Source organism: Streptomyces roseifaciens (assembly GCF_001445655.1).
GTDB classification, from domain to species: Bacteria; Actinomycetota; Actinomycetes; order Streptomycetales; family Streptomycetaceae; genus Streptomyces; species Streptomyces aureoversilis.
The window spans coordinates 2327360-2344139 of the sequence record NZ_LNBE01000004.1 but is presented as its reverse complement, the minus strand read 5'-3'; the positions used below and the strand labels follow the sequence as shown (position 1 = coordinate 2344139).

At 72.4% G+C, this 16780-nt stretch carries 16 protein-coding genes; 7 read left to right on the top strand and 9 right to left on the bottom strand.

Annotation, left to right across the window (positions count from 1 at the left end; genetic code table 11):
* Positions 1 to 3: 3 nt before the first annotated feature.
* Both AS857_RS27745 and AS857_RS27740 read right to left on the bottom strand, forming a co-directional pair.
* Positions 4 to 1266: an acylneuraminate cytidylyltransferase gene (locus AS857_RS27745; RefSeq protein ID WP_058045936.1), complete on the bottom strand. Its 1263-nt coding sequence runs from the start codon at positions 1264 to 1266 to the stop codon at positions 4 to 6.
* Positions 1267 to 1517: 251 nt separating this feature from the next.
* A complete protein-coding gene (locus tag AS857_RS27740) occupies positions 1518 to 2843 on the bottom strand; it encodes a DUF6716 putative glycosyltransferase (RefSeq protein ID WP_079110677.1) in 1326 nt (441 codons plus the stop codon).
* Positions 2844 to 3030: 187 nt separating this feature from the next.
* On the opposite strand from AS857_RS27740, the gene AS857_RS27735 reads away from it, so the two are divergent.
* From AS857_RS27735 to AS857_RS27725, 3 genes are read left to right on the top strand one after another with little or no spacing between them, the layout of a single operon-like run.
* Positions 3031 to 4074, top strand: coding sequence for a glycosyltransferase family 2 protein (locus AS857_RS27735; RefSeq protein ID WP_079110676.1), 1044 nt, complete (start codon positions 3031 to 3033; stop codon positions 4072 to 4074).
* A complete protein-coding gene (locus AS857_RS27730; RefSeq protein ID WP_058045934.1) occupies positions 4074 to 5576 on the top strand; it encodes a polysialyltransferase family glycosyltransferase in 1503 nt (500 codons plus the stop codon). Before AS857_RS27735 ends, AS857_RS27730 begins: the two co-directional genes overlap by 1 nt.
* Positions 5573 to 6736: an acyltransferase family protein gene (locus AS857_RS27725; protein WP_079110675.1), complete on the top strand. Its 1164-nt coding sequence runs from the start codon at positions 5573 to 5575 to the stop codon at positions 6734 to 6736. Before AS857_RS27730 ends, AS857_RS27725 begins: the two co-directional genes overlap by 4 nt.
* Here the strand turns inward: AS857_RS27725 and AS857_RS27720 are convergent.
* Positions 6683 to 7435 carry a TetR/AcrR family transcriptional regulator C-terminal domain-containing protein gene (locus tag AS857_RS27720; RefSeq protein WP_079110674.1) on the bottom strand — a complete coding sequence of 251 codons (753 nt, stop codon included), beginning with the start codon at positions 7433 to 7435 and terminating at the stop codon, positions 6683 to 6685. The two genes, AS857_RS27725 and AS857_RS27720, sit on opposite strands and share 54 nt — an antisense overlap.
* A 79-nt stretch (positions 7436 to 7514) precedes the next feature.
* Here AS857_RS27720 and AS857_RS27715 point away from each other — a divergent pair, with 79 nt between their 5' ends.
* Complete coding sequence (locus tag AS857_RS27715; RefSeq protein WP_245700543.1) at positions 7515 to 9257, top strand: FAD-dependent monooxygenase; 1743 nt, start codon at positions 7515 to 7517, stop codon at positions 9255 to 9257.
* Positions 9258 to 9339: 82 nt separating this feature from the next.
* Here the strand turns inward: AS857_RS27715 and AS857_RS27710 are convergent, their stop codons facing one another.
* The 3 genes from AS857_RS27710 to AS857_RS27700 all read right to left on the bottom strand — a co-directional run bounded on the left by AS857_RS27710 (position 9340) and on the right by AS857_RS27700 (position 12084).
* Positions 9340 to 10017 carry a hypothetical protein gene (locus AS857_RS27710; protein WP_058045933.1) on the bottom strand — a complete coding sequence of 226 codons (678 nt, stop codon included), beginning with the start codon at positions 10015 to 10017 and terminating at the stop codon, positions 9340 to 9342.
* A gap of 109 nt (positions 10018 to 10126) precedes the next feature.
* Positions 10127 to 11524: a GntP family permease gene (locus AS857_RS27705; protein WP_058045932.1), complete on the bottom strand. Its 1398-nt coding sequence runs from the start codon at positions 11522 to 11524 to the stop codon at positions 10127 to 10129.
* Positions 11525 to 11568: 44 nt separating this feature from the next.
* Complete coding sequence (locus tag AS857_RS27700) at positions 11569 to 12084, bottom strand: gluconokinase (protein ID WP_058045931.1); 516 nt, start codon at positions 12082 to 12084, stop codon at positions 11569 to 11571.
* A 127-nt stretch (positions 12085 to 12211) separates the two neighbouring features.
* Here AS857_RS27700 and AS857_RS27695 point away from each other — a divergent pair, with 127 nt between their 5' ends.
* Both AS857_RS27695 and AS857_RS27690 read left to right on the top strand, forming a co-directional pair.
* A complete protein-coding gene (locus AS857_RS27695; RefSeq protein WP_058045930.1) occupies positions 12212 to 12913 on the top strand; it encodes a FadR/GntR family transcriptional regulator in 702 nt (233 codons plus the stop codon).
* A gap of 84 nt (positions 12914 to 12997) precedes the next feature.
* Positions 12998 to 13198: a hypothetical protein gene (locus AS857_RS27690; RefSeq protein ID WP_058045929.1), complete on the top strand. Its 201-nt coding sequence runs from the start codon at positions 12998 to 13000 to the stop codon at positions 13196 to 13198.
* Between the two features lie 363 nt (positions 13199 to 13561).
* Here the strand turns inward: AS857_RS27690 and AS857_RS27685 are convergent, their stop codons facing one another.
* Both AS857_RS27685 and AS857_RS27680 read right to left on the bottom strand, forming a co-directional pair.
* Positions 13562 to 13762 carry a DUF397 domain-containing protein gene (locus AS857_RS27685; protein ID WP_058045928.1) on the bottom strand — a complete coding sequence of 67 codons (201 nt, stop codon included), beginning with the start codon at positions 13760 to 13762 and terminating at the stop codon, positions 13562 to 13564.
* A gap of 16 nt (positions 13763 to 13778) precedes the next feature.
* Entirely contained in the window at positions 13779 to 14627 is an 849-nt protein-coding gene (locus AS857_RS27680; RefSeq protein WP_058045927.1) for a helix-turn-helix domain-containing protein, read from the bottom strand.
* Between the two features lie 237 nt (positions 14628 to 14864).
* On the opposite strand from AS857_RS27680, the gene AS857_RS27675 reads away from it, so the two are divergent.
* Positions 14865 to 15341 carry an ATP-binding protein gene (locus AS857_RS27675; RefSeq protein WP_058045926.1) on the top strand — a complete coding sequence of 159 codons (477 nt, stop codon included), beginning with the start codon at positions 14865 to 14867 and terminating at the stop codon, positions 15339 to 15341.
* On the opposite strand, the gene AS857_RS27670 is transcribed toward AS857_RS27675, so the two are convergent.
* Positions 15301 to 16764, bottom strand: a complete 1464-nt coding sequence (locus AS857_RS27670) for an amidase (protein WP_058045925.1) — start codon at positions 16762 to 16764, stop codon at positions 15301 to 15303. The two genes, AS857_RS27675 and AS857_RS27670, sit on opposite strands and share 41 nt — an antisense overlap.
* Positions 16765 to 16780 lie beyond the last annotated feature (16 nt).

Sequence of the window (16780 nt, the reverse complement as noted above, 5' to 3'; positions counted from 1 at the left end):
GGCTCAGGGCATGTCCAGGCCGGGGCCCAGCAGCCAGGTGGCGATCTCGCGCAGGGCGCCGCTGCCGCCGCGCGCGGCGGTGACGGACCGGGCCGCGCCGCGCACGGTGTCGTGGGCGTCCGCGACCGCGACCGGCCAGCCGACGAGCCCGAGGCAGGAGAGGTCGTTGACGTCGTTGCCGACGTAGAGCACGCGGTCGGGGGCGATGCCCTGCTCCTCGCACCACTGCTTGAGCGCCCGGTCCTTGCGGTCGACGCCGTGCAGGACGGGCACGCGCAGCTTGCGTCCGCGGGCGGCGACGACGGCGTTGGCCTCGGTGGAGAGGATGAGCAGGGCGAGCCCGGCGCGGCGCAGGGCGGCGATGCCGAGGCCGTCGCCACGGTGGACGGCGACGAGTTCGCGGCCGTCGGCGTCGATGAGGACGCGGTCGTCGGTCTGGGTGCCGTCGAAGTCCATGACGACGGCGTCGACGTCGGCGCGCGTGGGGCGGGCGGCGGGGTCGGGGCCGTCGAGGAGGGGCGCGAGGGCGCGGGCGCGGGCGAGGTCGTGCGGATCGTCGACTTCCAGGACGCGGGCGGCCTCGGAGCGGACGAGCTCGGTGCGGCCGAAGAACCGGTGCCGGGCGGCCCGGAAGCCGTCGGCGCGCATGGCGTAGGCGGCGCCGGTCTCCAGGAGGTCCTGGGGGCGGTCCTGACGGCGGGGGCGGTGGGCCTTGTCGTGGTTGACGCCGCGGCCGCCGGAGGGGGGCGGACCGCTGGGAGAGGCGGGGGCGGGGGCGGCGGCGCCGCCGTCCTCGCGCCACACGAAGCCGTGGAACGGCGCCACCGTCAGCGCGCTGTCCGCGCCCCCTTCGACGACCGCCGCGGCCACGCCGTCGACGTCCCCGCTGGTCAGGAAGGGGCTCGTGCACTGCACGAGCAGGACCGTGCCGACGCCGGTGCCGTGCAGCGCCTCGTACGCGTCCATCGCGTGCAGGACGGCGGCCTCACTGGTGGCGGTGTCCCCGGCGAGGGCGGCGGGGCGCTGGACGACGACGGCTCCGGCGCCGCGCGCGGTGGCCGCGATGCCGGGGTCGTCGGTGGAGACGACGACGTCGGTGACGAGGCGGGAGGCGCGGCACGCGCGGACGGCGCGGGCCACGAGGGGCACGCCGCCGATCGCGGCGAGGTTCTTCGCGGGGACGCCCTTCGACCCGCCGCGGGCGGGGATGACGGCCAGGACGGCCGGGTCAGCCGGGGCGGCCGGGTCAGCCGGGGCGGCTTGCATGACGGGCTCCTTGCATATCCGGGGGTTCGGGGTGTCCGGAGCGGCGGCGGGATGGTGCCGCTCCGGCGGCGACGGTCCGCCAGCGCCGGGCGCTTCGCTCCGTCGCAACGGCGAGCGGCCGGCACGGCGGGGCCCGTCGGCGACGGACGGAGGGCGGCCCTGCGAAGGGCGGGACCGCGGAGGGCAACCGCGCGGAGGGCCGCCCCGCGGAGACCCGCTCGGCGCACCGCCCCCGCGCCGGCCTCCGGTGGTCACAGCTCCCCCGCCCGGCGGATCAGCGGAGCCACCCGCTGGACGCCGTGGCGGTAGGCGCCGCGGGCCGCGTCGCGCAAGGCGGCGCGGCCCGCGCGGCGCAGGGCGCTCTCCTCGCGGGGTGTTCCCGCCCGGCCGGGAAGGGGCCGGCCCCGGTGGTCGAGGCCGTGGCGGGCGAGGACGGCGGGGAGGTACCCGGGTGCGGTGGCTGCGGTGTAGTAGGGGGCTAGGGGCGGGAGGCCCGGCCGGGCCGCGAGGTCCGCGACGCGCTGCCGGGCGGCGGCGAAGACGGCCTCCCCGGAGCCGTCGGAGGGCACGCCCTGGCGGGCGGCCCACTCCGGGTCGGCCTCGGGCAGGTGGCCTGCGTCGAGCCGGTCCCAGGAGGCGAGGCAGCCCGAGCCGAGGAAGTGGTGGTTGCCGAGGGACTCGCGGATGCCGAGGTCGGTGAGGACGGCGGTGGGGATCCCGCGGTGGAGGGACTCCAGGGCCGCGGTGGAACTCACGGTGACGAGGAGGTCCGTGCGGTCGAGGACCTCGCCCATGTGCCCGTAGACGAGGCGGCAGTTGGACGGGAGCCCGCCGGGCAGGCGCAGGGCGAGCTTCTGGTACGGGAGTTCCTCGATGTGAGTGGTGTGCTCTCCGGGCTTGCTGCGGAGTTTGATGAACACCTCGCGCTCCGGGTGCGCCCGGGCGTGCGCGACGGCGCGCCGCAGCAGATAGGCGCGGTCGGCGCGGCTCTCCGGTACGGAGGGCTGGGCGGCGAACACGACCGTGAACGGACGCACTTGATCGCGGACAGGGCCGTTCCGGTCGCCGAGGAACGGCAGCGCCCATTCGGTCACGCACGACGCGTCCGCCCCCACCCCCTCGTAGACCTCGCGGAAACGGGCGGCGTCGTGCGGGGAGTTGGCGAGGACGAGGTCGGCGCCGTGGCGCAGCAGCAGCCCGTCGGCGAGCTTCTCGTAGACGACGCCCACGTAGCCGGTCACCACGACGGGCCTGCGGGGTTCCCCCTCCCAGGCCGCGGCGAGGCCGTGCACCATGGCCTGGACGGCGCCGCCGACGCAGGCGAGCACCACGACGTCGCAGCGGTCGCGGCCGGCCGAGCGGACGAACTCCGTCCCGGTGACCTCGGCGATCTCCGCCGCGGTCACGCCCACCTCGGTGAGCTGGCGGGCCGTGGGGGTCGCGCGGCCTCTCAGGAGGCGCCCGTCGAGCCGTGCGCCCGGGGCGAGGCGGTGCGCGGTGAGCGCCCCCCATTTCCACCGGGTGTCGGAGTCGGCGAGCACGGCGATCCGCAGCGGAGGTTCGGTACGTGATGGCACGTCGCCGACGATAGAAATCCATTCCGTTTCGTTGCCCAACGCGAGGGCAACAGCCGGTAAACAGCACACCGACGATCGGCGAATCGGCCCGGGGACGGGGCGGGTTCATCATTCCGCCGCGCTTCGTTCACCTCCGCGCCCGCCCGTGGACAAGACGAATGCCGGGGGGCCGCCTAATGTCGCCGGGGTGGTCAAGCTCTCCGTCATCGTCCCGTTCTTCAATGTTCAGACCTTTGCGCCCGATGTGCTGAGAAGTCTGCGTGCGAATGCCCGTGAGGATTTCGAATTCATTCTCGTGGACGACCGTTCGACCGACGGCACGCCGGCACTCCTGGAGCGCGCCGGGCACGAGCTGCCGGGCGCCGTGGTCGTGCGCCACGAGCGCAACGGCGGCCTCGCCACCGCCCGCAACACCGGGCTGGACGCTGCGCGCGGCGAGTACCTGACCTTCCTCGACGGCGACGACTGGCTCGCGCCCGGCTACTACGCACGGCTCGTCGGGTTCATCGAGGAACTGGACGTCGACTTCGTCCGCACCGACCACGTGCAGTGCACGGGCCGCACCCGCACCGTGCAGCGCGTGCCGCACGGCCGCCGCGGGGTGGTGCTCGACCCCCGCGGCGCGATCCTGCCGGCCGACCGCTCGACGTCCGTCGACTATCCGTACGCCTGGGCCGGCATCTACCACCGGCGGCTGCTGGACGCCGGGCTGCTGCACTTCACGGACGGCCTGCGGACCGCGGAGGACCGGCCCTGGATCTGGCGCCTGCACCGCGAGGCGCGCACGTTCGCCGTGGCCGGTCTGCTGGGCGTCTTCTACCGGCGCGGGGTCGCGACCTCGCTCACCCAGATCGGCGACGTACGCCAGCTCGATTTCCTGCGCGCATTCGATCAGGTCATCGAGGAGACGGCCCGGGACCGGGACGCGGAGGAATTCCTCCCGAAAGCCGTTCGAACGTATTGCGCAATCATTGCCCATCATCTGACGAATATCGAACGTTTTGAGCCGCAGGTGGCCCGTGCATTGCGTACGAAGAGCGCGGCCGCACTGCGCCGACTGCCACCGGAACTCGTCAAGGACGCCGTGAATTCCATGGACTACGACCGTGCGATCCGCTTGCGGAGGCTGAGGCGCCGGCCGGGCGGGGCCGGGACCGGAGCCGGAGCCGGGACCGGGACCGGGACCGGAGCCGGAGCCGGGACCTCGGGTACTGCCGGAGCGGCCGCCTGATGCCCGCCCTCCCGCCCCCCGCGCACCACCGCACACAGATCTTCCTCGCGTCGACGCTCTACGGAGCCGCGACGCTCGCCGCCGCCCTGGACGCCGGGTGCTTCACCCCCGCCGACCGCCGGCTGCTGCTCGTCGCCAACACCGCGGCCGTCCCGGAGACCACTCCGGCCCTGGACGAAGCCCCCGGCTTCGAGCGGCTGCGCAGCCGCTTCGACGGCGTCCTGTCCTGGAACGACGCGATCCGCCCCTTCCACCCGTCCGGCTGGTCGCCCCGCCCGGACGACGCGCCCCTGTGGGAACGGCACCTGCGGCTGCTGTGGGACCTGGGCGACGACGACGTCTCCCTCGCCGTCGAGTCCCTCCAGGTCAGCCCCGCGCTCGCGATCGTGCAGTGCTTCCCCGACGCCCCCCTCGACGTCTACGCCGACGGGCTCATGAGCTACGGCCCCACCCGCAACAAGCTCGACCCGCTGATCGGCACCCGCGTGGGGCGGCTGCTCCACCTCGACCTCGTGCCCGGGCTGCGGCCGCTGCTGCTCTCGGAGTTCGGCGTCGCGCCGGAGATCGTCCCCACGGAGGTCTTCACCAAGGTGCTGGCCGAACTCGCCGACGCCGCACCCGCCCTCGACGCCCCCGAAGGCGCCGCGCTGCTGCTCGGGCAGTACCTGTCGGCGCTCGACATCCTCACCCCCGAGGAAGAGGAACAGCTGCACGTGCGGATGCTGCGCGGCGCGGCCGGGCGTGGCCACCGCGAGCTCGTCTTCAAGCCCCACCCGGCGGCACCGGCCCGCTGGTCGCAGATGCTGGAGGAGGAGGCCGGCCGGCTCGGCGTCACCCTGACCGTCCTCGACACGCCCGTCCTGGCCGAGGTCGCCTACCAGCGACTGCGCCCGGCCCTGGTGACCGGCTGCTTCTCGACGGCCCTGCTGACGGCGACGACCTTCTACGGCCTCCCGGCAGCACACACGGGCACGGACCTCCTCCTGGAACGCCTGAGCCCGTACCAGAACAGCAATAGGGTGCCGGTGACGCTGGTGGACGCCACGCTGCCTGCGCTTGAAACGCCGTTGCGGGCAGACTCCCCTCAACCCGCGTTGTGGGCAGGCGTTCCGCAGGGCGATGGGGGTCCCCCCTGCTCGAGCGGAGCCGAGAGCTTGGGGGAGGGTGGGCACAACGCCACCCACGGGCGCGCACCCGAAAACGGCGGCCCGGGCGACCTCAACGGCCTCCTGGCCGCGGTCGGCTTCGCGATGCAGCCCCAGATCTACCCGAACCTCCGCCCCGCCGCGGAGCGCTACCTCACCACGCACCTCACCCCCCACACCCGCCGCTACTTCAAGCGCCGCCGCCTCACCGTCCTGGCACTGCCGGGCGCGGTCCCGTCGCAGCTGGGGTTCCTGCCGCGCAACCCGACCGTACGAAAGGTGGCCCGGAGGGCACGGGCTCTGCAGCGGCGGCTGTCCAAGGCGAAGGCGCCGGCCAAGACGAGGGTGACGACATGACGGCCCCGGCACTCCCCCGGCAGCGCCGAGAGACCTCCGAGGGGCAACCGGCGCCCTTGGAGGCCACCCACGGCGGCAGCCGCCTCCGCGCCCTGGATGCCCTCCGCATCATCGCCGCCCTGATGGTGGCCCTGTACCACTACGGCGGTCGAGACGGCGACGTGAGCCGCGCGTGGGGCGCCTCGCCGCGGCACGAATTCCCCACCCTGTCGGGCGCGTTCGCCTACGGCTGCCTCGGTGTCGAGATCTTCTTCGTCATCAGCGGCTTCGTGATCTGCATGAGCGGCTGGGGACGTCCCCTGCGCTCGTTCTTCGCCTCCCGCGCGGCCCGCCTCTACCCCGCCTACTGGGCGGCGATCCTGCTGGTGACCGTCGCGTTCGCGCTGCCGTGGGTCGCGTACAAGACGGTCTCGTTCAGCGACGCGCTCGTGAATCTGACGATGCTGCAGCAGCCGGTGGGCGCGCAGCGCGTGCTGGGCGTGTGCTGGACGCTCTGGGCGGAGCTGCGGTTCTACGCGCTCTTCGCGCTGTTCGTGGTGCTGCCGGGGGCGACGCGGCACCGGGTGGTGTTGTTCTGCGCGGTGTGGACGCTGGCGACCGTGGTGACGACGGCCTCGCACGTGGAGTTCCTGCGGGTCGTCGTGATGCCGGAGTACTCGTCGTACTTCATCGGCGGCATCGGCCTGTATCTGATCCACCGCTTCGGGCACGACCTCCTGCACTGGGGGATCGTGGCCGTGAGCTTCCTGGTCGGGCAGCACTACGCGGTGGCGGGGCTGTGGCACCCGCCGAACCCGCAATACTTCTCGTACCGCTCCCCGTACGTGATCGTGGCCGTCCTGGCGCTGGGTTACGCGGCGGTGGCGGCCGTCGCCCTGGGCAGGTTCCGCTGGGCGAACTGGCGCTGGCTGACGGTCGCGGGCGCGCTGACGTACCCGTTCTACCTCGTGCACGAGCACCTGGGGTGGGTGGTGATCGGCGCCCTGCACCGGGGCCTCGGCATCCCCTCGTACGCGACGCTCGGCCTGACCGTCGCCCTGATGCTGGGCCTGGCCTGGCTGCTGCACCGTTGCGTGGAGCAGCGGCTCACGCCCGTACTGCGCAGGTCACTCGACCCCGGCGGGCGATCCGGTGGAGGGTCCGCCGGGCGAACCGGCTGACGGACCGGTGGGCAACCCCTTGGGCGAATCGGCTGACGGCCCGGTGGTCTTCCTGGCTGACGGCGGCAGCAGCGTCGCCTCGATGCCGGCGACGACGGCATGCAGGCCGTCCTCGAATCCGGCGTCGAGGTCCTCGAAGAACACCACTCCGGCTTCTATGGCCAGGGGGTAGCCCTCCAGCCTCCGGGCGCGCTCCGACAGTTCGTACGCGGGGTCGCGCTTGCCGCCGGGGACGGGATAGACGGACTGCTCCTCGATCACGTACCCCATCGTGTACGTGTTGATGGTGAACCAGGCGCGGGCGGCGGCCTTCGGGGGGAAGCCCGCGTCCACGATCACCCGCATCATCCCCTCCACCGGGCTCGCGTAGCCGAGGTCGGTGAAGCGCGTGCCGCTGAAGACCTTGGCGCCGTCGCGGTAGCCGAGCAGGAAGTCGCGGATCACGCGGGCCGCGCCGGCCAGGAACTCCTGCCACGTGCCGGTGTCGACGGCGGCGAGGGGTCCGGACATCCGCCGGAACATCTCGGTGGCCACCTCGTCGAGCAGCTCCTGCTTGTTCTTGAAGTGCCAGTAGAGCGCCGGGGCCTGGACGCCCAGCTCCTGGGCGATCCTGCGCAGGGTCAGGCCTTCGAGGCCCACCTCGTTGAGCAAACGGAGGGCGGTTTCGGCCACTTGGGCACGGTCGATGCGAGTTGCCACCTTGACAGCTTAACAACGTTCAGTTCACCCTGGGAGGGCAACGCACTTAACGACGTTAAGGGGGGCGGATCGCATGGCCATGTCCACGCCTGCATCCACGGACGCATCGACCGACGTATCCACGGACGTATCCACGGATGCCTCGACCGACGCATCCACCGAGACCGAAGTACTCATCGCCGGAGCCGGGCCCACCGGCCTCGTCCTCGCCATCGACCTGACGCGGCGCGGCATCCGACACCGGCTCGTCGAGCGGGACGGGCGCGGATTCCCCGGCTCGCGCGGCACGGGCATACAGCCCCGCAGCCTGGAGTTGATGGACGATCTGGGCACCGTGGCGGCCCTGCTGGCCTCCGGCGGCCCCGTCCCGCCCATGCAGACGTGGGAGGGCACCGAGCGCGTGCGCGAGTGGGAACTCGTCGAGCCCGGCGATCCCTCCCCCGGCGTGCCCTATCCCCATGTGCTGATGTGCCCCCAGTGGCGCACGGTGGAGGTGCTGTACGCGCGCCTCGAAGAGCTCGGCGGCCGGGTGGACTTCAATACCGAGCTGGCGGGATTCACCCAGGACGAGGGCGAGGACGGCGCCGGTGTCACGGCCGAGCTGCGGCATGCCGACGGCACGGTGGAGACGGTGCGGGCGGCCTATCTCGTCGCGGCGGACGGCGGGCGCAGCACCGTGCGGAAGGCGCTCGGCGTGCCCTTCGAGGTCGAGGCCGTCGACGCCCGCGCGGCACTGATCGCCGACGTGAGGATGACCGGCTTCGAGCAGGCGGGGATCGACCGCGACCACTGGCACATGTGGCCCACGGCGCCCGGCGGGCTCATCGGCCTGCGCCCGCTGGAGGCCTCGGAGGACACCATCCAGATCATGGCCTTCTGGGCCGACACCGCCTACGAGCCGGCTCCGGAGCGCGACGCCACTCCGGAGGCACTGGCCCGGCTCATCACCGAACGCACGGGCATCACGGGCCTCGTGCCGGAGGAGACCGTCTGGGCCTCGTCCTTCCGGCCGAAGGCCGGTATGGCCGAGCGCTTCCGCACCGGCCGGGTCTTCCTCGCCGGGGACGCCGCGCACATCCACTCCCCCGCCGGCGGGCAGGGCCTCAACACCAGCGTGCAGGACGCCTACAACCTCGGCTGGAAGCTGGGCGCCGTCCTGCGGCACGGCGCGCCGGACGCCCTGCTCGACACCTACGACGCCGAGCGGATGCAGGTGGCCGCCGATGTGCTGGCCCTGAGCACGCGCATGCAGGCGCAGGACCGCACCCTCGGCGTCGAGCGGGGCCTGTCGCGGCGCGGCAAGGAGACCCACCAGCTCACCCTCCACTACCGGACGGGCCCTCTGGCGCGCGAGCTGCGCCGGGGCCTGCCGGAGGCGGCGGAGGAGCGCGCTTCGAAGGACGACTCGAAGGGCGGCCCGGAGGGCGGCTCGGCGGACGGCGCGGCGGACGTCCTGCGGGCGGGTGACCGGGCGCCCGACGCGCCCTGCACCGACGCCTCGGGCGCGCCCTTCAGCCTCTTCGACGCCTTCCGGGGCCCGCATTTCACCCTGTTGGACCTCACCGGGTCGGATGCGGAGGGCGAGCCGGCGGCGGCCGCGGTGGCGGACGTGGAGTGGGTCCGTACGTACCGGATCGGTGGTGCCGCGCCGGATCTGATCGATGCGGGCGGGCACGCCAAGGCGGCGTACGGCACGGGGTTGTTCCTGGTCCGCCCGGACGGCTATGTCGGGCTGGCCACGGACGACGCGGCGGACGTACCGGCGTATCTGGCGGAGGTTTCGGGGACAGGGGCGGTACCGGAGATACAGATACGCCCCTGAGCGGCAGGGCGGCGGTACGGGCCGGACCTGCGACGTACGGGCTCAGGCGGTCAGGCGGCTACGCGGTCAGGCGGTCAGCCGGTCACGCGACGTCGTGGTCCGTGGCCGACCCGGCCGCCGGCACCTTGAGCGTGTAGTCGACCGAGATGGCGAAGCGCCCGGAGGATCCCCGGATCTGCAGGGTGTGGTTGCCGGGGCGCATCGGCTCCATCTGCACCCACAGCCCGCAGGCGTGGGTGCGGAAGCTGCCGCCGCCGTCGGTGAGGGGGTTGCCCTCCTCGGCGGTGACCCGTACGGGTGTGGCGTCGTAGCGCTCGGCCCGCAGGGGCTTGCCGTCGAGAGTCGCGGTGCCCTTGGCGGGGGCCATGAACTCGGAGCAGCCGGCCTGATCGCTCATCAGGTTCACCAGCGGGAACGCCACCCGCCGCCCGGCCGGGACGGCGCACGTGCGCTTGGCGCGTTCGCCGAAGGTGCCGGCCAGGAACCAGACGCCGTCCTTCTGGCCCCGGTCGCACAGGCTGCCGTCCCGGTCCTCGACCGGGTTGGAGCCGCTGGGGCTGGAGGCCGCCCAGGTCCACCAGCGGCCCTGGAGGTCGGAGGCGCCGAGCGGCCCCGCCGCCGCGTCGGGGGACGCGGGGGCGGTGGCACCGCCGTTCGGGGTGCTCTTCGCATCCGCGTGTTTCGGGGAGGGGCTGCTCGTGCAGCCGGCTGCCAGCAGGGAGGCGCCGAGCAGCACGGCGACAGGTCTTCCGATGCGCATGTGCGAAGCCTAAGGTCCGATATGTCGATCGGAGCGGCAGCAACGCAGAGCGGGCGGGGCAACCACGGCCGAGAGGAGCAACGGACCGGGGGCCGGGGCCCCCGGCGCGTCAGAGGACCAGCGACAGCAGCAGCACGAACACGAGGGAGACGACGGAGATCACGGTCTCCATCAGCGACCACGTCTTGATCGTCTGACCGACGTCCATGCCGAAGTATTCCTTCACCATCCAGAACCCGGCGTCATTGACGTGGCTGAAGAACAGCGAGCCGCCGCCTACGGCCAGGACGAGCAGCGCGGCGTGCGTCGTGCTCATGTCGGCGGCCAGCGGGGCGACCAGGCCCGCGGCCGAGATGGTGGCGACCGTCGCCGAGCCCGTCGCGAGCCGGATGGCGACGGCGATCAGCCAGGCCAGCAGCAGGGCCGAGACCGACCAGTCCTTGGAGAAGTCCAGGATCATCCGGCCGACGCCCACGTCGATCAGGGTCTGCTTGAAGCCGCCGCCGGCGCCGACGATCAGCAGGATGCCGGCGATGGGGACGAGGGACTTCTCCACGGTCGTGGCGAGCCGGTCGCGGCCGAAGCCGGCGGCCCGGCCGAGCGTGAAGAGCCCGACGAGGACGGCGGCGAGCAGGGCGATCAGCGGCGAGCCGATGACGTCGGTGACGCGCTGGACGTGGTCCTTGGGGTCGTCCACGACGATGTCGACGAGGGCCTTGGCGAGCATGAGGACGACCGGCAGCATGACCGTGGCGACGGTGACGGCGAAGCTGGGGCGCCGCTCCAGTTCGGCCGAGGGCCGCTGCGGTATCAGCTTCTCGGGCGGCATGACGTCCACCCAGCGGGCCGCCAGCCGGGAGAACAGCGGTCCGGCGATCACGGCGGTGGGCACGGCGATGAGCACGCCCAGGGCGAGGGTGACGCCGAGGTTCGCGCCGATGGCGTCGATGGCGGCCAGCGGGCCGGGGTGCGGGGGCACCAGGCCGTGCATGACGGACAGTCCGGCGAGCGCGGGGATGCCGATCCGCATCAGGGAGTGGTTGCCGCGCTTGGCGACGAGCAGCACCACCGGGATCAGCAGGACGATCCCGACCTCGAAGAAGAGCGGCAGGCCGATGACGCCCGCGATCAGCACGATCGCCCAGGGCATCGAGCGCGGCCCCGCCTTCGCCAGGATCGTGTCGACGATCTGGTCGGCGCCGCCGGAGTCGGCCAGGAGCTTGCCCAGGATCGCGCCGAGCGCGATGAGGACGCCGACGCCGGCGACGGTCGCCCCGAGCCCGGTGGTGAAGCTCGCGATGGCCTTGTCCAGGGGCGCGCCCGCCACGGCTCCGAGCACCAGCGAACCGATGGTCAGGGAGAGAAAGGCGTGCAGCTTGAGGCGGGTGATGAGGAGGACGATGACGGCGATGCCGACGAGGACGGCGATCCCCAGCTGTGCGTGACCCGCCGAAGTGATGGGTTCGGCGGGGGCCGCGGCCAGCATCTCGACGCTGAGAGTGCTCACGGGGCTTCCTTGGAGGGGGGGAGGGAGGAAGGAGGAGGAAGTGATCAGAGCCGCTGCAGGGCCTGAACGGCCCGCTCGGCGATGACCTCCGGCCCGGGCTCGACGTCCACGTCGACGCCCGCCTCGTCCGCGCCGAGCGGTTCGAGGGTGGCGAACTGGGAGTCCAGCAGCCGGGTGGTCATGAAGTGGCCCTTGCGGGCGGCCATGCGGCCGGCGATCAGGTCGTGATCGCCGGTGAGGTGGAGGAAGACGAGACCGGGGGCGGCCGCGCGCAGCCGGTCCCGGTACGCGCGCTTGAGCGCGGAGCAGCTGACGACCCCGCCGCGGCCGGCCCGGCCCGCGGCCCACGCTCCGATGGCGTCGAGCCAGGGGGCCCGGTCGGCGTCGTCGAGGGGGGTCCCGGCGGACATCTTGGCGATGTTGGCGGCCGGGTGGAAGTCGTCGCCTTCGGCGTAGGGGGCGCCGAGGGCCTCCGCGACGAGCGGGCCGACGGTGGTCTTGCCGGTACCGGCGACGCCCATCACGACGACGACGTGGGGGTATGCCGGACGGCTGCTCATCGGGGCCTCGCTGTCTCCGTTGACGGGGGGTGCGGACACTGAAACCCATTACGTACGACATATTCAAGACTCTGTGACTCAAACGTCATACTTAATTTGTCGCAGCCGGGGACCGTAGGCTTGCCCCATGGAAAACCAGGGGCAGGGGCTGCACGGACGCGTGCTGGAGTCCCTCGGGCCCGCGATCACGGCGGGCGCGTACCCGCCGGGCAGCGTCCTGCGCACCGACGAGCTGGAACAGCGCTTCGAGGTCTCGCGCACGGTGATCCGCGAGGCGATACGCGTCCTGGAGTCCATGCACCTGGTCGTCTCCCGGCGCCGGGTCGGCGTGACCGTCCGCCCCACCGAGGAGTGGAACGTCTACGACCCGCAGGTCATCCGCTGGCGCCTGGCCGGCGCCGACCGCCCGCGCCAGCTCCGCTCCCTCACCGTCCTGCGCTCGGCCGTCGAGCCGGTGGCGGCGGGCCTCGCGGCCCGCCTCGCGACAGCGGAGCAGTGCGAGGAGCTGACCCGCCACGCCCTCGGCATGGTCGCCACGTCCCGCGGCCAGCAACTGTCCGCCTATCTGGTCCACGACGTGGCCTTCCACCGGGTGATCCTGCGCGCCTCCGGCAACGAGATGTTCGCCCGCCTGGGCGACGTCGTCGCCGAGGTCCTCACCGGCCGCACGGAGCACCAGGTCATGTTCACCGACCCCGACCCGGCCGCCGTCACCCTCCACGTACGCGTAGCCGAAGCCGTACGGGAACGGGACGCCGTCCGCGCGGAGGCCCTGACCCGCGAGATCACTGCGGGCGCGATGGCGGAACTGGACATCCTCGCCCCATAGCCCGGATGTACCAGCCGCGCCACAAAGCAACAGGGGTGCGACAAAATGATCGCCACATCGAACGGCCGTCCGTAGCCTGACCCTATGCGCCCCGAGAACGACCACGCCGGCGACCACGACCGCGACCGCGCCCCCACCGGCGACGACCAGCCCCTCTTCATGCGCCAGCGCTACGGCACCCGCTGGGTCTACAACCACCGCAACCCGATGGGCCTCGCCCTCATCGTGATCACCCCGATCATCGCCATCGGAGCGCTGCTGCTGATGACACGGGGCGGACGGTAGCGCCTCGCCTCCGGCGGGGGTGACCACTGCTTGTGCGCTACATCGGGGCGCGGTTTCCTACCGATGCCGGGCGGGGCCCGGCGGAAGAGCGCGCCCTCATGTGCGCCGCATCGACCGGTGTACTAACGGATGTTGATGCGCTGCCGTCAACTGAGACGAGCCGTCCATGGGGCGTCGCAGAAAGCCGAAGCCGCCGATCCGCAAGCGCGTCGAGGACCTTCTGGTCCGCGCCGCGTGGAAGCTGGGGAGGTGGTTCAAGGGCTGACCTGAGCCCCCACATACGAGGCTCAGGCCAAAGCCCTTGCTTTCGGCTCCAGGCTCCCGCCTTGTGGTTTCCCGGCCCTTGGCGGGGGCCCTTCGTCTTCACGGTACCGGATGCGGAGGCGCCATGGCCTCCCCCTTGAGGGCGCGTATCAGTGCGCCGAGGGCGGGCGGGGTGGTCCGCAGCACGGCGGCGGGGGTGTCGCTCTCGCGGAGGGCGAGCGTGGCGCCTACTGCGGCGACCTCCACGCAGTCGTTGTTGTCGCCGGTTCCCGAGAACGTGGACTTCTGCCAGCTGGACATGCGCACCCTCAGTTCTTCACAGCTCACGTGCGATCCGATGGATGAAGTCGCGAGTCGCCCGCGGGCCCAACGCCGCACGCTCCACCTTGCTCCAACGGTTGCGATATTTGGCGAGTTGCTCGTCAGCATGAAAGAAGCTGCTGTCATGCGCTTGATCCACCTGGACCGTATCGAAGCCATGACGATCAGCCGCGTAGAGCATCGAGTACCCCATACCCGCGAACCCCTCAGCCTCGAACGGCACTACCTGGATCGTGATGCCCGGACGTTCAGATGCGGCCAGCAGGGATTCGAGTTGATCGCGCGCGACCTTACGATCACCCACCCTCATACGCAGCGCAGCCTCGTGCACGAGTGAGGTGAAGGTCGGAGGGTTGTCCCGTCCAAGCACCTCACGGCGCTGCATGCGAAACGTAACCACCATTTCGAAGTCATACGACCTAAGTTCATCAACCACATAGGCAAACAGGGAACGCATGTAGGCCTCGGTCTGCAATAGACCGGGCACGTTGACGATTTGCAAGCTCCTCAGGGAACTCGCATGCCACTCCAGTTCTGCCAGGTCCAGAGCACCTTGCCCAATGCGCCCCCGGTACTTCTCCCACCACCCGCGCGAACGCTCGGCAGCCCGCTCCGCGAGGGCGTCGACCAAGGCGGGATCCTGTACGCCGTAGCGCTCCGCAAGGGCGCGCGTCCGCTCGGCGCCCACCGCGGCGTTGCCCGCCTCGATGTGGGACAGCCACGCCTGGTCCCGGCCCACGGCCGCAGCGGCGTCACGCGCCGAGACGCCCGACCGCTCGCGCAGCCTCCGCAGCTCGGCGCCCAGACGCTCCTGCCTGGCCGTGACGATGGTCCGCCTCGCCATGTCGCCCTCTTTCTCGCGCGCTTGCGGCGCCAATGTGTCACAGCGGGCCCCGATGGGGCGAACTTCACGGGATCGGTTGCGCAGTCCCAAAATTGGCACCTACGTTGAGTGTCGCGCAGCTCACACCGTGAGCTCCCCGTCCCGGAAGCGCACCGCCCCGCCCTGCCCCCACGCAGTGGCACCCGCGGCAATGACACCGGGCGTCAGGCCACTTCACCCCACCCCGCCGGAGGCGACATGCTGCTCCTGCCTGTCCCGAAGCCAGTTCTCTCCGCTCCCGATGAGATCGAGCCGTTCGAATACCGTCTGCGCGTCCCGAACGACGCCCGCGCCGTGCCCATTGCGCGCGGCGCCACCCGCGCCGTCCTGGCGGCCCACGGCCTGGGTGAACTGACAGGCCGGGCCGAACTGTTGGCGTGTGAGCTGCTCACCAACGCCATCGTGCACACCACCGACGCCGCCGAGCTCCGCGTCTCCTGGTCGCAGTGGGAGGTCCTCACGCTGACCGCGTGGGACAGCGGTGATCTCCCGCCCGCCCCGCGCTCGGCCTCCCACCCTTACGACGACAACGGCCGCGGCCTGACACTCCTCCGCTCGCTCGCCGACAACTGGGGGCACTTCGCCTCGCCTCACGGCTTCACGTGCCGCCCCTCCAAGGCCGTCTGGTGTTCGATCACGCGCAGGCCGTCGCCGTCGTCCCGCTCGCATGCGTGAGCTCGGGCCACTGGTCGAACCAGCGTTCCTCCGCCTCCAATTGGGCGGCGAGGGAAATGAGGCGCGGTTCGCTGTGGGCCGGGCCCAGGAGCTGGGCGCCCAGGGGCAGGCGGTCCTGTTCGGTGAAGCCGGCGGGGACGCTCATGCCCGGCCAGCCGAGGACGTTCCAGGGCCACGAGTACGGGCAGGCTGCGATCATGGTCGCGTCGGTGCGGCTGCTGGAGAGGTCCGAGAGTTCCCCGTTCCGTAGCGGCGGCACGGCCGTGGTCGGGGTCAGGACCACATCGAAGCGGTCGAAGATCTCTCCCACGCGCCGCCGCAGCGGCTCCTCCGCGGCGCGGGCCACGCGCAGTACCCCGCCGCCGAGGATCAGGCCGCCGCGCGCGTTGACCTTCGTGCGGGCGTCCAGCAGGGCCGGGTCGGGGACGCGCCCGGCCCACTCCCGTACGCCGGACATCGAGCGCGGTACGAACGTGAGCCCGATCAGTCCGTAGCGCGGTTCCTCCTCGATCACCTCGTGCCCGAGGGAGGCCAGCCGTTCCGCGATGCGGACGGTGGCCGCGGCGGCCTCGGGGTCGAGCCGCTGACGGGCGGCGGCGAAGGCGGGGCGCAGGGAGAGGGCGATCCGCAGCCGGCCCGGGTCGCGCCCGGCGGCCGCCACCGCGTCCACGGGCGGCGGGCGGTGCAGGTCCCCGTCGTGACTGCCGCTCGCCGCCTGCAGCAGCAGGGCCGCGTCGGCGACCGTACGGGCGAGCGGGCCGTGGCAGGTGATGCCGCGGAAGGCCTCCGGCTCGGGCCAGGTCGAGACGCGGCCCCGCTGCGGTTTGATGCCGACCAGGTGCGTCCAGGCGGCGGGGATCCGGATCGATCCGGCGCCGTCCGACCCGAGCGCGGCCGGTACGAGCCCCGCGGCGACGGCGGCCGCCGCACCGCCCGAGGAGCCGCCGGGCGTGTGCTCAGTACTCCACGGGTTGCGCGTCACCCCGAACGCCGGGCCCTCCGTGACGGGCCACTGCCCGAGCTCCGGCGTGTTCGTCTTGCCGACGACGATCGCGCCCGCGGCCCGAAGCCGCCGTACGGCCTCGCTGTCCGCCGATTTCGGCGGGAAATCGCCCGCGCAGCCGAAGGCGGTGGGCTCGCCCGCGACGTCGACGTCGTCCTTCACCGCCACGGGGACCCCGAGCAGCGGAGGCCGCTCCCCGGCCTCGCCCGCCGTCAGCCGCCGGTCGGCCGCGTCCGCCTCGGCGAGCGCGGCCTCGGCCCGTATGCGGCGGAACGCGTTGAGCAGCGGCTGTGTCTCCGCGATGCGGGCCAGCGAGCGTTCTACGAGTGCGCGTGACGTGACGTCACCCGCGGCCAGTGCCCGTACCTGTGCGACCAGCCCACTGTCCGTCAGATCCGTTAAGCCCGTGGTGTCTGCCATCGGGTTCCTCCCCCGT

What these genes read in the sequence shown, in the direction of transcription:
- AS857_RS27745 (WP_058045936.1), bottom strand. Translation starts at nt 1,266, where the DNA reads ATGCAAGCCGCCCCGGCTGACCCGGCCGCCCCGGCTGACCCGGCCGTC.
- AS857_RS27730 (WP_058045934.1), top strand. Translation starts at nt 4,074, where the DNA reads ATGCCCGCCCTCCCGCCCCCCGCGCACCACCGCACACAGATCTTCCTC.
- AS857_RS27725 (WP_079110675.1), top strand. Translation starts at nt 5,573, where the DNA reads ATGACGGCCCCGGCACTCCCCCGGCAGCGCCGAGAGACCTCCGAGGGG.
- AS857_RS27715 (WP_245700543.1), top strand. Translation starts at nt 7,515, where the DNA reads ATGTCCACGCCTGCATCCACGGACGCATCGACCGACGTATCCACGGAC.
- AS857_RS27710 (WP_058045933.1), bottom strand. Translation starts at nt 10,017, where the DNA reads ATGCGCATCGGAAGACCTGTCGCCGTGCTGCTCGGCGCCTCCCTGCTG.
- AS857_RS27700 (WP_058045931.1), bottom strand. Translation starts at nt 12,084, where the DNA reads ATGAGCAGCCGTCCGGCATACCCCCACGTCGTCGTCGTGATGGGCGTC.
- AS857_RS27695 (WP_058045930.1), top strand. Translation starts at nt 12,212, where the DNA reads ATGGAAAACCAGGGGCAGGGGCTGCACGGACGCGTGCTGGAGTCCCTC.
- AS857_RS27690 (WP_058045929.1), top strand. Translation starts at nt 12,998, where the DNA reads ATGCGCCCCGAGAACGACCACGCCGGCGACCACGACCGCGACCGCGCC.
- AS857_RS27685 (WP_058045928.1), bottom strand. Translation starts at nt 13,762, where the DNA reads ATGTCCAGCTGGCAGAAGTCCACGTTCTCGGGAACCGGCGACAACAAC.
- AS857_RS27680 (WP_058045927.1), bottom strand. Translation starts at nt 14,627, where the DNA reads ATGGCGAGGCGGACCATCGTCACGGCCAGGCAGGAGCGTCTGGGCGCC.
- AS857_RS27675 (WP_058045926.1), top strand. Translation starts at nt 14,865, where the DNA reads ATGCTGCTCCTGCCTGTCCCGAAGCCAGTTCTCTCCGCTCCCGATGAG.
- AS857_RS27670 (WP_058045925.1), bottom strand. Translation starts at nt 16,764, where the DNA reads ATGGCAGACACCACGGGCTTAACGGATCTGACGGACAGTGGGCTGGTC.